14 protein-coding genes are annotated in these 15,026 nt (G+C 57.3%); 10 read left to right on the top strand and 4 right to left on the bottom strand.

Going from position 1 to position 15,026, the window contains the following annotated elements; all coding sequences use genetic code 11:
* Positions 1–251: 251 nt before the first annotated feature.
* Positions 252–998: a hypothetical protein gene (locus tag C0398_04200; protein MBA4365194.1), complete on the top strand. Its 747-nt coding sequence runs from the start codon at positions 252–254 to the stop codon at positions 996–998.
* 254 nt (positions 999–1,252) lie between these two features.
* Entirely contained in the window at positions 1,253–1,927 is a 675-nt protein-coding gene (locus C0398_04205; GenBank protein MBA4365195.1) for a hypothetical protein, read from the top strand.
* A 134-nt stretch (positions 1,928–2,061) separates the two neighbouring features.
* Here C0398_04205 and C0398_04210 read toward each other — a convergent pair whose 3' ends face one another.
* The 3 genes from C0398_04210 to C0398_04220 form a co-directional block, all read right to left on the bottom strand.
* On the bottom strand, positions 2,062–2,556 hold the full coding sequence (locus tag C0398_04210; GenBank protein MBA4365196.1) for a hypothetical protein: 495 nt from the start codon (positions 2,554–2,556) through the stop codon (positions 2,062–2,064).
* Positions 2,550–3,797, bottom strand: coding sequence for a hypothetical protein (locus tag C0398_04215; GenBank protein MBA4365197.1), 1,248 nt, complete (start codon positions 3,795–3,797; stop codon positions 2,550–2,552). The genes C0398_04210 and C0398_04215 overlap by 7 nt, the downstream gene beginning before the upstream one ends.
* A 389-nt stretch (positions 3,798–4,186) precedes the next feature.
* A complete protein-coding gene (locus C0398_04220; protein ID MBA4365198.1) occupies positions 4,187–7,549 on the bottom strand; it encodes a DNA methyltransferase in 3,363 nt (1,120 codons plus the stop codon).
* Between C0398_04220 and C0398_04225 the strand changes: the two genes are divergently transcribed.
* From C0398_04225 to C0398_04260, 8 genes are all read left to right on the top strand, one after another.
* Complete coding sequence (locus C0398_04225; GenBank protein MBA4365199.1) at positions 7,393–7,836, top strand: hypothetical protein; 444 nt, start codon at positions 7,393–7,395, stop codon at positions 7,834–7,836. The two genes, C0398_04220 and C0398_04225, sit on opposite strands and share 157 nt — an antisense overlap.
* Before the next feature lie 266 nt (positions 7,837–8,102).
* A complete protein-coding gene (locus tag C0398_04230) occupies positions 8,103–8,528 on the top strand; it encodes an S-adenosylmethionine decarboxylase proenzyme (protein ID MBA4365200.1) in 426 nt (141 codons plus the stop codon).
* On the top strand, positions 8,470–9,432 hold the full coding sequence (locus C0398_04235) for a spermidine synthase (GenBank protein MBA4365201.1): 963 nt from the start codon (positions 8,470–8,472) through the stop codon (positions 9,430–9,432). Before C0398_04230 ends, C0398_04235 begins: the two co-directional genes overlap by 59 nt.
* A 20-nt stretch (positions 9,433–9,452) precedes the next feature.
* Positions 9,453–10,832 carry an N-ethylammeline chlorohydrolase gene (locus C0398_04240; GenBank protein MBA4365202.1) on the top strand — a complete coding sequence of 460 codons (1,380 nt, stop codon included), beginning with the start codon at positions 9,453–9,455 and terminating at the stop codon, positions 10,830–10,832.
* On the top strand, positions 10,829–11,353 hold the full coding sequence (locus C0398_04245; protein MBA4365203.1) for a competence protein: 525 nt from the start codon (positions 10,829–10,831) through the stop codon (positions 11,351–11,353). The genes C0398_04240 and C0398_04245 overlap by 4 nt, the downstream gene beginning before the upstream one ends.
* A complete protein-coding gene (gene amrS / locus C0398_04250; protein MBA4365204.1) occupies positions 11,350–12,360 on the top strand; it encodes an AmmeMemoRadiSam system radical SAM enzyme in 1,011 nt (336 codons plus the stop codon). Before C0398_04245 ends, amrS begins: the two co-directional genes overlap by 4 nt.
* Complete coding sequence (gene amrB / locus C0398_04255; protein ID MBA4365205.1) at positions 12,258–13,166, top strand: AmmeMemoRadiSam system protein B; 909 nt, start codon at positions 12,258–12,260, stop codon at positions 13,164–13,166. The genes amrS and amrB overlap by 103 nt, the downstream gene beginning before the upstream one ends.
* On the top strand, positions 13,123–13,728 hold the full coding sequence (locus tag C0398_04260; protein ID MBA4365206.1) for an AmmeMemoRadiSam system protein A: 606 nt from the start codon (positions 13,123–13,125) through the stop codon (positions 13,726–13,728). Before amrB ends, C0398_04260 begins: the two co-directional genes overlap by 44 nt.
* Here C0398_04260 and C0398_04265 read toward each other — a convergent pair.
* A complete protein-coding gene (locus tag C0398_04265) occupies positions 13,692–15,023 on the bottom strand; it encodes a peptidase U34 (protein MBA4365207.1) in 1,332 nt (443 codons plus the stop codon). The two genes, C0398_04260 and C0398_04265, sit on opposite strands and share 37 nt — an antisense overlap.
* Positions 15,024–15,026: the final 3 nt, after the last annotated feature.

Below are 15,026 nucleotides of genomic sequence, written 5' to 3' on the forward strand. Positions count from 1 at the left end.
TCTTCCCGCCTGGGCCACCCGTGGCGAAGAGGTCGACGACCAGGACCTGGATAAGGCAGCACGAGAGTTTGCGGGGAAGTTCTAGAGCATGGCCCACGGTCAGGGCGGCCATCTGAGGCCATCTCTCTTCTTCCGATCAAACGCAAAAGACACTCAGGTGGACTCGTACATACTGGTAACCGTCTCGACTGCGCCTTCTCGGGTACAAGTGATATGAGATCATAGGCAGCTAATACGAAACAGGAGGAAACATGAAATACAACAGGAACTACCTCGCAAGCGTTGTTGTCCGGGTCGATTTTCTTGTGCCCGTGATCGATTTGAACAAACCACTGCCACCAAAGCTGCAGAATGCCATCATCCAGAATTTCCCTGTTCCTGAGCGACGAGAAGTCCAGATGCAAATAGGCCCAATGTTCGTGCCACCAAATAGCGGACCACGTAACGTGGTGGCGCTTGACTTCTACAATGGACCACGAACCAGACACTTGGGGATCGGCCCCGACTTTCTCTTTATTGAGGAGATCAGGTACAGTGACTATGAGACCCTCCGCAGCAGTCTTCTGTCTGCGATGAACGAGCTGGTTACCTCGCCAAGTGAACACCCCGCAACCAAACGGATAGGATTGCGCTATGTAAATGTGATACCAGCTCCCGGCAACGACCCTTTTGACTGGCATGGATATATTAGTTCGGAGCTGTTGTCACCGATCTTGTATGCCGCCAAAAGTCAGGCAGGGCTCTGCCGTGGAATGACATACCTTGAGTTCAACGATAGCGATGCTCGTTTCATCGTGCACTATGGCATGCAGAATCAGGACTACCCGGCTCCGATTCGACGCAAGGAGTTCACGCTGGATCTCGATTCATTTGTGACCGGGGTCGTCGACTATCAACAGTTGCCAGACACCCTTGATGTCCTCCATTCTCGCATCATTGACACCTTCGAGAGTTCCATCCTCAAAAACCTTCGGAGTGTAATGGCGAAAAATGCCTGATACCTCGCAACCCTTCAGGGGCTCAAAACGTAGCCGCGTGTTCGCTTCGGCCAATATGCCTCGCGGCACGATCAACCGTGATGCAGCAACGTCAAATCAGACTTCGAGCGAACCGGCTGCCGTGGTCCCAGACGCGACAACTACTGTCCCTTCTACGGGCGTGGCTCAAACCACTAGTCACACGTTTGCTGGAACCGAGAATGTTCTTGGCGGCCTGAACAAGGTGCACAGAGTCATTGTTGAGCGCAGGATAGATGCTGCCAGTAGTCTGGCGCGTGAACAAGAAGGCTAACGACGTGCCAATCCAACATGTCCAGCTCGACCCTCGCGGAGAGAGTGATGGACTGCATCTCGGTGACATCTATCGAGATGTCGAGCTCCTGGAGTGGACCAAGGAGAGTGAAGATCATCGCACCATACGCTCATCCACTCTGGTGTTTCCCTTGGCCATGGTAATGGGACAAGAGTGCGATCTCTTGACTGACAGTGCTCTGAGGGCCAACACACGCCCCACAGGGAGAGAACGACCGCCGAAAGCCAACGGTTTCATGTGGACCACGCTCGTGCTGCCATTGTACAATGCGAGCCAGTTCTTCGACCGGCGGGACAGTTGCCTTTCTGGCATCTTTGAGGATGTCTATCTCGGAACGTCTGCGGAGCCAACAAGTGCCTCGCTGGAGATGAACCACCCTTCGAGCGACAGTCTGGTCAAGGCAAATCAGGATGCGCGCTATCATTTCATATGCTTTCCGTCACCAGGCGAACTACCTGACTGTGTCATCGACTTCAGGCACTACTTCGCCTTACGGACGTCGTATCTCATGGACCACCGGGCGGAGCAATGTCTGGCAACCCTGAGTACGCCGTACCGAGAGCAAGTTCTGCAGCGCTTCAGCTTCTACATCTCCAGAATCGGCTTGCCCGACTGAGTTCAGCTCTCACTAACCGATTCGCCGCCCAGAGCGACGCTAGGTATTCATGGACTCTTCGTGGAAGACTACTCAGGAGTGGGAGGAGGATGGAGAAGGTCGAGGCGATCTATACGAATTGCGCCTTTCGTCGGCTAGAACTTCCATCCTTCACGTACACATAGACCATGGATGTCCAGGCAGTCTCGCTCCAGAGCTCTGCATACCTTGGGTATCTTCTCCGGACATCTGCCGTCTTCCAGTGTAATGACAGTGAGGTTCCACTCTATCGCGGTCGCTATGACAAAGACATCGCCAGAAGACTTGTTCTTCTTGAAGTCGACGATTCCGGGGAACTTCTCCAATATTGCTGTGGCCTTGAGTTGCACGGCCTCGTCAATCGGAAGGCACACACATCCCACACTCCTAAACCAGCTGCTAATCACGTCATCCTTCTCGTTGATTTCCTCGGATACTTCTGAACACGATACAATCACTCTGCTTCGTATCAACTGATCTATGTTCTGCCATAGTGTCACATTCACGTCACGAGGGTACTTCTCGCGCTCATCTCTCTGAGAGATAGCAGCAGAAGTATCGAGAAGGTACTTATACGGGGGTGGATCGTCGAACAGTAACTCGCTCACCACCTGCTCGCCTCTGCAAACAACGACGGAATGTGCTTGAGCTTGATTCCCAGGAAGTCGCTTACGTCCCGTTGACTGTAGATTTCGCGATCAACACCGTGTTGAAGGGCTCTGCAGACGCTTGCGCCACTCCTGTCAAAAGCTGCCCTCGCCACATTCGGGCGGTATTTCGTGAGACTGGAACTCCTAGATTCGCGCTGTTCTGCTTCGTACTCGGCTTGGATGTTCCTGATCAGTGTCTCGTAGTCGTTCCTCTGGATTTGGCCCAAGTCCAGCAGTCTCCGGGCGATTACTTCCCGACTGACCGAGTATCTAGCAGCAAGAGCCCTTATGGCTTCTCCGTCGATTTCCGAGTTGCGCACTTCTTTCTCTTGCCTCAGAAGATCAGCAGGAACAAGTACCTCCCCTGCGACGGCATTGCAGAACACTTCTTCTGGATCCCGTGTGAGGAGCGGCCCGATTTCGTTACACGAAGCAGACTGACGTTTCACAATATGCACCAGTTCATGAAGAATCGAAAATGTCTTTGCAGGAGGTCTGTCATTGGTGTTGACCCCAATGATTGGCAGCTCATCAAAGTAGAGTGCCATTCCTCTTGCTGCATTAGTGGGGACTCCATCAAAAGCCGCAACCATGACGCCCCTATTCTCAACCCTACTGCGAACGAGAAGAAAGAACTTCCTCGTAGAGGGGGCCATCTTCTGCATTTCGTACGAGATTCCCAAGTATTCGCGAAGCTGCAATGCTAGTTTGTGCACGCTGGACAAGTCCCCCAAGAAGACAAACTGGGTAACAGGGTCTTTCAGCTCCGATCTGGTATCCAGCACAATGTCTCTTAGCCGAAGCAGATCATGCACAGCTAAGTTCAGCGCACTATCATCAACGACAGTGACAGCGCCCTGGTCTCTTAGCCGAAGCAGATCATGCACAGCTAAGTTCAGCGCACTATCATCAACGACAGTGACAGCGCCCTGGATTGTTCTCTTGTTGATGATCTTGGGCAACTTGTCTGTAGGGACCAAGGTCGGACTCATATACAAGCCGGCAAAAGGCACTCTCAGGCATTTGGCAATCGCCTTCGCTTGTCTGATCGTAGGCAAAGAGGGATCCTGAGGATCCTTCCATCTATCTATCCTTGCCGCCTCGAACTTGGTTACACGACTGACGTACTCACTACTGACTTTCATGTTGTCGCATACAAGCTTCAGTGTGGTTTTGTTTATTAGGGCACGTTGTATACCCATCCGACTCACCTCACCCCGTCAAGTTTTGCCCCAATCCAATCCCTATCCTACGATCGTGTCTCAGAAGAGCATACCAGTCCAAGTTAGCATACCTTGAAACAGTCGAACAGCCAAGCCAGCTGGTAGGTAACACTGTCATGATACCCTACCTGAACCGACAGGCACACGGATGAGAAGGATGCCTCAGTCGTTGCATCAGGCGAAACCCTCGTGTTCCGGCACAACATGTCACATACATGGCTAGTCTGTTGCCTTGGATACGCAGAGAGGACCTTGAATACCATGCAGCAGACAGCTCGGTGCAGTTGGCCGCAAGGCTAGTGTCTCCTCAAGAGCAGCCATGCGTCGGCGGGTCCCCCGGACAGATCCATTTTGGGGATCATCTCGGTTCAATCCACGTTCCCAAGAAACAAGGCGCAGCCATCGATCTCTCTCTGAATCACAGACGTCTCTGCAAGAGCGGTGACGACACGGGAGTAGTGGATGGTGTCGGCGCTGGTGAGGAAGCGATCTTTGCGGTCTTTGAGCCACTTGGAAAGGACTTGATAGCCACCGATCTGATAATTCCAGAGGTCGGGAGTGACACCGTCGAAGTACTGAGTTGGGTTGATGCTGACGTGGCCACGGTCAGCGTCGTATTCGACCTTGACCACAGCACCGTCACCCTTGCCGCAGAAGCGGCTGATAGGGTTGTCGAGGTCAGGCGAACGCATGAGATGCAAGTCGATGAGTTGCTGACCAAGGTCAGCCAACTTGAGGAAGGTGTCGCGGTCCTTGGTGAAGGGAATGCGTGGGAAATCGGACTTGAGGAATTCGGCGTAGCGCTCCCGATAAGCCGGCGAACATAGAATCGCATAGACATAGGCGAAGAACTGCTCAGGAAGGACACTGACATCCGTGAAATCGGTGATGATCTTCCAAGCCTCAGGACTGAGGTTGCTTCTTCTCGTTGCTTTCTCACTGCCAGCCGCATCAATGAGCAGAGAACCAGAGGCTGTCGCTCCGCCACTGTCGTATGTGTACAGGGGTAAGTTGACGTTGCCTCCACGGTAGAACAGGTTGAAGTCTTCAATGCTGTCGCTACACCAGCAGACGTTCCACGGTGTGGCATTGCCAACCACCTGTCCAGCACGACCAATGCACAAAGCAACGTTTGGCTTCAGCATGTGCTGCATGATGTCGCGACGGGGATAGTCCATAGCAACCTCGTCAAAGCAGCACCAACGGACATCGAATGGCCGATACGCACATGGTTGGATAAAGGAGCCCCATTGATCACCAACGTTGCGTAGTCTCTGGCGCGCTGCGGGTAGTTGCCAATCGCGATTATCGGCGAGGTCGTACCTCTCCCTCAATTCCTCATCAGACAAGCCTACATTTGCCATGTCTGTCAGCCGTCTGACGATCTGCGCCCGATCAAGCGCGACCGCAAAGTGGTCTCGATGTGTCTTAATGCCCGTAGACTTCTCCAAGAAAAGGTCTAGTACTCTCGGCCACTGTTCATATTGGCCAGCAAGTGTCACGTCCTGTGGGCTCAGGAAATATGTGTCGCTGCGTGGACTGAGCTCCTGCCATTCAGTCTGAGCCATCTGTCCGTTGCCAAGTGTCGTGTACTTGGCGTCACGGCTTCCCCACAGATCGCCATACCAGATACCCTTTGAGACACCGTTGCGCTTGACTGCGAGAACGATCGCAACGCCCTGCCGAATATCGAACACATTCTCGTCCTTGCTGCCGTCGGGAGACTTTTCCCTCTTCAGCGAACTGCCGTGCAGATTGAGAACGTGCAGCTGATCAAAAGATGCCATCAGTGACTGACGCATACCGCGGAAGGTCGGGTTGTCCAGGTAGCTGTGGTTGGTGATGAAACCGAGGACACCTTCGCCTGCCTGATCAATCTTCCACTGTGCAAAGCGGATGAACTTGACATAGTCATCCTGTAGCATCTTGGAGTTTCTTTCTCCCAGGGACTTGCCGTCTACCTGCTTGTAGTCGTCGATGAGAGCTGAAATCCAGGCGCCCTTGTTGCTGCTGGTGCCCGAATACGGCGGATTGCCCATGATCACCAGGACAGGCTGGGTCGTCTTGACGGCCTCGGCCATGTGGGATTCGTCCGCCAAGGGCGACAGGCCAGGGATGGGGTTCTGCTCGGCCGTGCTGACGTCCAGCGTATTGGTGAGGTACAGCTTGAAGCGGTCGTCGGTGCTCATGGTGTAGCCCAGCTCAGTGAGCAGGGCTCCCATGCGCAGGTGACCGATGGCATAGGGGGCCATCATCAGCTCAAAGGCGTAGAAGTCACGCAGCACATGCCCTTTGATCCAGCTGTCCAGACTGCCGTCACCGTACTTGGCCTTGTAGGTTGCGGCAGCCAGGCGCACGGCAGTGGCGGGGAAGGTCATGGTGCCAGCCGCAGGATCGAGGACGGTGACGCTGGGGTCGGCCAGGCCGTCGGGTTTGCCAAAGGAGTCTCGCAGGAGCTGGTCTACGCTGCGGACGATGTAGCTGACAACGGGCTGAGGCGTATAGTAGACGCCATGCTGTTTCTTCTTGGCCGGATCATATTCGCCAAGGAAGGTTTCATAGAAGTCGGCCACCGGGTCGCGGCCGTCCTTGTCGTAGCCCTTAAACACCGTATCCGTATCGGCCACCGCCAGGACATCCGCGATGTCATCGATGATGACGCGCAGACGTTCGGGAGTATCGCCGATGGAGATGTACTTGAACAGCTTGCGCAGGATGCCGATGGTCGCCGGGATGCCATCAATCGCAGTCTCGCGGGTAAAGGTGCCGGTCACGCGCATGCGCGCCGCAAACAGGCCATACGTGATGGTCTGCGCGTAGAGGTCGGCAAAGGTATCGCTGGTCAGGTCGGACATCAGCACCTGCTTGAATTCTGCCAGCAGGTTGACGAGTTCGCTGTTGCGCTCGTGGTCCTCATCGTCTACCAGTTGCGCCAGCACCTGCTGCTGCAGGTAGCGCGTGCGGTCAGCCAGCGCAAGCGCCAGTGTCTGGGCTGTATAGGCGCGGGGCAACTGGAAGTCGAAGAAGCGTTCAACTAAGTCGCGGAACTGGTCCTCGTGCTGAAGCGGCACGCGCATGCCCGCCTGCAGCGCCTGCAGGGACCCGATCGTCACGGGCTCGCCCATCGACTGTCCGTAGCGGTAGAGCCGAAACTCCAGGAAGTTGGTGAGGATGACGTTGGGGAAGGCGGTGCGGTAGCGCTTGAGCTGCTCGCTGACTTCGACGTGGTCCAGGTTGGTGACGCCCGGCTCCTTGGCCTCGATGTAGCCCGTGACATGTTGCTGACCGCTCCAGACACGCATGTCCGGGTTGCCAGCCTCGGTCTGACGAGGGAGGACGGTCAGCGTCGCGTGCGCGCTGCTGAGCTGCGACCCCAGCTCTTCCCAGAGCTGCTTGAGCACGTCATAGTACGACTCCTCGCGCGCGTCGCCGCGGCGATACTGCTGCGCGACCGCCCCCAGATACCTTTCCACCAATGCCCTGAACGTCATGACTCCTCCCTGAACCTTGCTGGCGTTTCCATGTAAAGCATTGTAGCGCAAAACGCGACGATCTGGATGCTTGGCTGAAGCACATGCATGAACTCCCGCCTGCGCGGCAGAGCGCCACTCCCATTGCACCAACATGCTCGTGGGAAGCACCCCTCGCATGGGAAGAGAGTGCTCGGGGGCATGACGAATCAGCAGGCTGTCCTCACCCGAGTGAGATGAGACAACGCGCTTGTGGTACAAGTCGCCGTTCCGGCTATACTGACGCCATGGATACCAGACTGATTGCCATCACGACAGCTTCGGATGAAATGGAAGCAAACATGATTGTCGGCCTGTTTGCTGCTGCCGGGATTCCCGCCATGGCCAAGCGCTCGGTCAAGGACGGGTACGGCACTGTCTACCAAGGCCCCTTTGGGTCCTTTGACATCCTGGTGGACGAAGAGAATGCGACAGCTGCGCAGACAGTGCTGGACGCCGAGGACGTGCCCGCCGAATTGGACGAGAAGCCGGACATCCCTGCTGACTGAGCGTTTCTCGCCCCATCGATCCTACGTCCCTTCGGACATCAGGAGCTTCTAGCGGCCTCCTGTTGAGCTACTGCCTGTCGGTAGAGAACGCACCGCGGTTCAATCGGTGCGACTACACCATTCACGTCAACGAGTGCCTTGTCACGGACATCCAAGCGTGAGGCTCATCGTCATTGCAATCCTGTCGATTGCTGGTATGATGCTACACGTTAAAGTAACATCCTCATCCTTACTTTACTAATCTTTGAAAGGGGGTGGTGGTCGAAATGCGCACCGAAGGTAGACACATGGTAGTCGAGGTCTCCGGGTGTAATCCGGATGTTCTGAATGATCTGGACAGAGTTAAGGAGATCTTGCGCGAGTCTGCTCTGCAAGCAAATGCAGAGATCCTGGAATTGGCGTTTCACCATTTTACTCCTCAGGGGGTTAGTGGGGTAGTAGTGATCTCCGAGTCGCATCTGTCCATTCACACATGGCCTGAGTACGGATACGCTGCCCTAGACGTTTATACCTGTGGAGAAAAGACCGATCCATGGCGGGCCATGGAGTATGCAGCTGAGAAGTTTGAGGCAACGACAATCGTCAAGACGGAGATTGCTCGTGGACAGGAGATCGAGGGTCGCCCAGGCGTTTATGGGCACTCGGTCGTCGAGACGGAGGTTGTCAGAGATGGCATGGCAGTGGTATCATGACACATTTGAGCCTGGGGAGGTCCACCTCCATGCGCTCACGGGAGTCATCACCACCAGGAAGACCAAGTACCAGACAGTAGAAATCGTCGAGTCAGAGCACTACGGCAAGATGCTGATTCTCGACGGCGACTGCCAGAGTTCAGTCAAGGACGAGTACATCTATCACGAGTGCTTGAACGAGCCTGCCATGGTCTGTCATCCGGACCCACGCAGGGTGCTTGTCGTCGGAGGCGGTGAAGGTGCGTCTCTGCGCGAACTATTGCGCTTCAAGTCGGTTGAGCACATCGATATGTGCGACATCGACGAGGAAGCCAATCAGTTGTATGAACAGTACTTGCCGGAGTATCATCAGGGTGCGTTTCACGACCCCAAGGTCAGCATGCACTTCGAGGACGCCCGCAAATTCATCGAGCGTCAACCTGACCACTCTTACAGCGTGATCATCGAAGACCTGACTGACCTCTTCGAGGGTGGCCCGTCTATTGTCCTGTTCACGAAGGAGTTCTATCAGCATGCGTTCCGCGTTCTGGATGAGGGCGGTACCCTCTGTGTCACTTCGTCATACCTGAAGCCGACGAATGTTGCCGTCCACAAGAGGATTCTGGATACTATCCGTTCGGTGTTCCCGATCGCTCGTTCGCTGTATTCCTATGTCGGCGCGTACGATGTTCCCTGGTCGTATGTCCTGGCTTCCAAGAAGAATGACCCACTGGACATGGATGCCGCGACGGTCGACAGGATTCTGGCTGATCGCGTTGGGGACACCAACGCACTGAAGTTCTACGACGGCGTGACGCATGAGCGCATCTTCCGCATGCCCAAGGACATACGGAGCATGCTGGCGGCGCCCGGCGAGCCTCTCGAAGATGGCAAGTCGTTCGGCATAACCCCAAAGGGAATCTAGAGCTACAGGTTTTACGACGCATGCGTCAGCCCGCCCTTGTCAGGGCGGGCTTTTCGCTAGCGAGATTTACTGAGATTTGCTATGATATAGGAAAAGGAGCGTGCGCAATGGTACGAGTGTTCACGTCGGCCAGCATACTTGACACTGGACGGGGAAGCGATGACGCCACGCGGGTCGTGGATATCCTTGTGGACGGAATGCAGATTGGCCGCATCGCCGACCACGTGGATCCGCCCGGGGGCGCGAGCGTCGTTGACGCGTCGAGGTACCTGGTTACTCCAGGGTTTGTCAACGCCCACGGGCACCTTGCCATGACGCTTCTGCGCGGGTTTGCGGACGAAGTGCCTCTCGATGTGTGGCTGCAGAAGTATATGTTTCCACGCGAAGCTCTTATGAACGGTGACGACATCTACTATGGTACCTTGCTTGCGCTAGCCGAAGGCATCATGTCCGGAACGACGACCTTTGCCGACATGTACTTCTTTGAAGACGATGTGGCCCGGGCGGTGGACGAGGCAGGCGTACGCGCCAACCTCTCGACAGGTACTGCCTCCCTCGACAACGAGCGGGGCAGGCTGGAGAAGTCCGAGGAGTTCGTCATGCGCTGGAACAACAAGGCCGACGGACGGATCAAGGCCAGTTTCGGGCCGCACGCTCCGTATACCACGACGCCGTCATTTGTCCGCGAGAACTTCGAGCGAGCTCGTGATCTTGGCGTCATCGTGCAGTTTCACCTTCACGAGACACGTAAGGAAATCGAGGACTTCACTGCAGCGTATGGGGCATCTCCCATCTCATACTACGCTGACCAGGGATACTTCGAGCATCCGCCGCGGCTCCTTGCTGCCCACTGTGTCCATATGACGGCTCATGACGCGGAAATCCTGCGTGACGCGGGGGCAAGCATTGCCCTGAACGTCCGGAGCAACCTCAAGCTCGGCTCGGGTATCGCCGACTATCGGCTCCTGCTGGGAAGCGGCGTGAACCTTTGCGTCGGAACGGACGGGGCTGCCAGCAATGACAACGTCGACATGCTGGAGGAATTGCGGGTGCTGGGTCTGGTCATGAAGGGTTCGACGATGGACGCATCGGGTATCAGTAATGCCAGTCTCCTGGCTATGGCCACGAGCAACGGGGCTGGGGCGCTTGGTTTTGAGGGGGTCGGAACACTGAGTGAGGGGGCCGCAGCAGACCTAGTCTTCTGGGATCTTGAGGATGAATCGTTCTGTCCGAAGAACAACGTGGCCTCCCATCTTCTCTGGTCGGCAAACAGTCGGGCCGTGGACTCGGTCATGGTTGCCGGTTCCTGGGTCATGGAACACCGACAGTTGTCGGGTATTGATCTCGACAAGGTGCGATTCGAGGTGGCACGGAGGGCGCGCCGCTTGGCGAGTGGATGAGCGAAGACGCGGATGACGACCTCCTGGGGGTTGCCGGAGCACTATTGAACGCCTTGGCCCTGCGGGGCTGGTGCCTGGGAACGGCTGAGTCGCTCACTGGGGGGATGGTCGGAGCAACCATCACTGCTGTGCCGGGAGCGTCAGTATCATATATGGGCGGCGTGATCAGCTACACGGACCGTGAGAAGACGGCGCTGTTGGGGGTGCCGACCAAATTGCTGGAGCAGCGTGGCGCTGTGAGCGCCGAGGTGGCGGAAGCTATGGCTCAGGGCTGCAGGGAGAAGCTGAACGTGCAGGTAGGGCTCGCGACGACCGGCGTAGCCGGACCAGCATCGGACGACAGAGGGACGCCTGTCGGAACCGTGTTCGTGGCTTGCGCGACGGCACGGGCGTGCACAGTGGAGCGACTATTGCTCGACGGGGACCGACGCCACATTCGTGTCGAATTGACACGTGCGGCTCTTCGGCTGGCCATCCGGCTCCTGGAAATAGCCCCGCCAGAGGTGGAGGAGGCGACATGAGACCGGTGAGCCTCAGTCGCGTGGAGGTGGGCGGGGCCGTCAAGTGTCTTGCCTGTGCTCATGGGTGTATCGTCGCTGAAGGGAGAACGGGACTGTGCGGTGTCCGGCGCACGGTGAAGGGGGGACTGCAATCTCTGGTCTATGGTCTCCCTGCATCGGTTGCCCTCGATCCCATTGAGAAGAAGCCGCTGTATCACTTCCTTCCCGGCTCGACCGCGCTCTCACTGGGCACATTCGGGTGCAATTTCACCTGCGCCTTCTGCCAGAACTACGAGCTCTCGCAGGCGCGAGATGCAGATGACGCGCTGTTGCGCCTGCCGTTCCTGGACCCGGAAGCTGTCGTTCAACTGGCGCTGCGGCAGGGAGCCTCATCGATTGCCTGTACCTACAATGAGCCCGCCGTGTGGGCGGAGTATGCCCTGGACATCGCCACAGTGGCAAGGCAGGCCGACTTGCGCACAGTGTTCGTGTCCAATGGCTTTTACTCTCATGAGCTTCTGCATGAAGCACTGCCCCTGATCGATGCCTACAATATCGACCTGAAGTCGTTTTCCGATGACTTCTACCGGCGCGTGTGCGGCGGGCGTCTCCAGCCTGTGCTCGATGCCATACGGGCGATCCATGATGCAGGATCGTGGGAGGAGATCACGTCGCTGATCATCCCTGGTCTCAACGACAGCGAGAACGAACTGAGGGCCATGGCGCACTTTGTTGCGTCCATCGACCCCGCGATGCCGTGGCACGTCTCGCGGTTCTTCCCGATGTACCACATGCTGGATACGCCGATCACGCCGGCTGCTTCGATCGAGAGGGCGGTGCAGGTCGGACAGGAGGAAGGACTGCTCCATGTCTATTCGGGGAACCTTCCAGGTCACGATGGAGCTGGTGACACGGTGTGTCCACAATGTGGGGCGACAGTGATAGAACGTCAGGGCTACACGGTGACAGCCAGGACAGGACTGACCTGTCCAACGTGCGGGACGCGCGTCAAGGGAGTGGAGCGATGATACGAAATGCCGTCGTTGCCGGGCAGTTCTACCCGGCGCAGGCTCGTGAACTGCGCGTCGTCGTCGAGGGATACATCAAAGGCGCACGTTTGCCGGCAAACACAGCCGGCGCCGCGTGCATGGGGTTGATCGTTCCTCATGCCGGGTACGTGTACTCGGGTCCAGTGGCGGGAGCCGGGTATGCCTGTCTGGCAGGCCTGGACGAATCTGAGCACATCACTGTGGTCGTCCTCGCCCCAAGTCATCACGTGTGGTTCAAGGGTGTGGCACTCCCGGAAGCAGACGTGTTCGGGACGCCGCTGGGAGATATCAAGGTATCAGATGCAGCGAGGCTCCTGACGAAGCGTCCCTCGGTTTTCACGTCCGGTCAGGCCCATGCACTGGAGCACGCGGTCGAGGTGCAGCTGCCATTCCTGCAGGTAGTCCTCAAGGACTTCAGCATCATTCCATTGGTGCTGGGAGAGGTGGACACGGCGGTCCTGGCTCAGGAGCTCCTGGCGCTGCATCTTCCACACATGCTCGTCGTCGCCTCCAGCGACCTCAGTCACTACGACCCATACGACATGGCAGTGGAACATGACCGTACCACAATCGGGCACATCTTAAAGGGAGAGGGTGACAAGCTGGGCGGCGAGGACGCCTGCGGGTTCATGCCAATCAGGACGATTCTTGCCATGGCTCGCGTTTCCGGCTGGAAGCCACAGCTCCTCGACTACAGGAATTCGGGTGACACCGCAGGGGACAAGTCTGCCGTCGTCGGATATGCTTCGATTGGATTCTGGGAGGACAGGCATGGACATGAATGAACGTGAACGCCTTCAGCTGCTTCTACTGGCGCGTGAATCGATTCGCAGGCGGCTGCTGGATGCACACGAACTGGCACCGACGCGCGAAGAATTCCCTGACGACAAGTTCTGGCAGGACCAAGGGGTGTTTGTCACGCTGACTGAGCACGGAGAGCTTCGAGGCTGCATCGGAACGATCATGCCTGTCTCTCCTCTGGTCCAGGCGGTCGCATCCAACGCGCTTGCGGCGGCCTTCAGCGACCCACGATTTGAGCCAGTCGAAGAGGCGGAGTTTGGGGACCTGTGCATCGAGATCTCCCTGCTTTCTGTTCCGGCCGAGCTCGCGTTCTCGTCGCTGGCGGACCTTCAATCAAAGTTGGCGGCAACACGCCCCGGTGTCATTCTTAAGCGCGGAGCCCATCAGGCCACGTTCCTGCCACAGGTCTGGGAGCAGCTGCCCAACGTCCACGGATTCCTCGAGGCTCTCTGCCACAAGGCCGGGCTCCACACTGAGAGCCTCTCTCAGCCGGGTCTGAGCGTGTTCACCTACACCGTCCTGGCGTTCTCCGAGGACTGCGAGTAGGCCGGCCACCGACGCACAAGTTCCCTGTTCTCCCGCCGCCATTGCAGGGAGAACGCGGGGGAGTGTGTCGTCGGATGGTCCAGTGGCTCAATCGCGTTCCAGACGGCGACTCGGTACTCTTTCTCCAGCTCGAAGCACTCCCGCGCAGCTTGCTTGCGATACTCCGGTGCGGCACCTGCCATTACTTTCTCGAAGCGCTGCTCGAGCGGAACTCGCAGCTTCTCAATGGCCTGATGCTTCTGGGCATAGTTGTTGTGCAGGTTCCGGGAGATGCGCTCGTTCTCGAGCCAGTAGTTGAGCGCCTCTTCCTGCTGGTCCTCACCGAACATGCCGGCGCCTTCGGCATCCAGCGCGAGCGGCTTGAACAGAGCGATGCACGGCGCCGATGCGCCCGTAACCCATGCGACGGGACCTGACTTGTCGAGGTCTGCTACCATGCTGCCGACAGTCTGGTCACCCACGAGACCGCCGAAATGCATGCACACCGAACCAACACTGCCTGCCCTGAGAGCATAGCTCGGGTCGTTATGCTGACGCAGTGCTGCTTTCATCGTCGCTACGGTAGCCGGCGCAGCTGAACCGAGAGAGCTGAGACTGCTGGCACGGCGTGCGCGTGCTCTGGAGAACTTCGTGAACAGAGGGTCAGAGAACGAGGCTGCGAAATCCAACCTGTCCTCGCCGCGTCGCAAGTGCTTCTGTTTGGCGAAAGCTTCGGCGCCTGGCGATAGCTCATCCCAGTCGGAGCCGATCGTCAGCAGGTTGGAGATTGCCCCGGTTCCGCTGACCTCCTTGCGAGCCCACTGCTTTCCAACCGTCTCCAGGATCCAGGACTCGGCTCTGTCAGCGACCAGGAAGCTGTTGTTGTAGAAGAACCGCTTGGTGAAGCCACAGTTGCCACCCTGGCCATGTTGTTCCAGCAGCGCGATGATCACATCTACAGCCGAGCGAGCACTGTTACAGCGTTCCAGAGCCAGCCTGAGCAAATCCATGCCGGTCAGCCCCGTTGCACCGTACCCCCCACGAGTGAAGACCGCCTCGTTGCCGATGGCGACACCATGTTCGTTGATGCCCATCTCGGCACCCCACATCCAGAACGGCCTGCAGAGCAGGACGGCGTTCGTTTCCCGGACCTGATCGACTTCGATGTAGGTCGTCCTGAGTCTCAGCTCGCTGTGGGTCCTGTGTGGCATGGCCGTCAGGAGCTGGGCCTCGTTCGGCTCGCGGTCGCTGTTTTTTGCCAGGAAGCTGTGGAAGTCTGTAGAGGTTGGTGCGAGAGCCGCAATCGTATCACACATCAC

The organism is Coprothermobacter sp. (assembly GCA_013824685.1).
Lineage (GTDB): Bacteria > Caldisericota > Caldisericia > Cryosericales > Cryosericaceae > Cryosericum.

Bases quoted from the DNA above. Each gene is read 5' to 3' on its own strand.
- C0398_04200 (MBA4365194.1), top strand. From the start codon at position 252: ATGAAATACAACAGGAACTACCTCGCAAGCGTTGTTGTCCGGGTCGAT.
- C0398_04205 (MBA4365195.1), top strand. From the start codon at position 1,253: ATGCTGCCAGTAGTCTGGCGCGTGAACAAGAAGGCTAACGACGTGCCA.
- C0398_04215 (MBA4365197.1), bottom strand. From the start codon at position 3,797: ATGGGTATACAACGTGCCCTAATAAACAAAACCACACTGAAGCTTGTA.
- C0398_04225 (MBA4365199.1), top strand. From the start codon at position 7,393: ATGCATGAACTCCCGCCTGCGCGGCAGAGCGCCACTCCCATTGCACCA.
- C0398_04230 (MBA4365200.1), top strand. From the start codon at position 8,103: ATGCGCACCGAAGGTAGACACATGGTAGTCGAGGTCTCCGGGTGTAAT.
- C0398_04235 (MBA4365201.1), top strand. From the start codon at position 8,470: ATGGGCACTCGGTCGTCGAGACGGAGGTTGTCAGAGATGGCATGGCAG.
- C0398_04240 (MBA4365202.1), top strand. From the start codon at position 9,453: ATGCGTCAGCCCGCCCTTGTCAGGGCGGGCTTTTCGCTAGCGAGATTT.
- C0398_04245 (MBA4365203.1), top strand. From the start codon at position 10,829: ATGAGCGAAGACGCGGATGACGACCTCCTGGGGGTTGCCGGAGCACTA.
- amrS (MBA4365204.1), top strand. From the start codon at position 11,350: ATGAGACCGGTGAGCCTCAGTCGCGTGGAGGTGGGCGGGGCCGTCAAG.
- amrB (MBA4365205.1), top strand. From the start codon at position 12,258: ATGTGGGGCGACAGTGATAGAACGTCAGGGCTACACGGTGACAGCCAG.
- C0398_04260 (MBA4365206.1), top strand. From the start codon at position 13,123: ATGCTTCGATTGGATTCTGGGAGGACAGGCATGGACATGAATGAACGT.
- C0398_04265 (MBA4365207.1), bottom strand. From the start codon at position 15,023: ATGTGTGATACGATTGCGGCTCTCGCACCAACCTCTACAGACTTCCAC.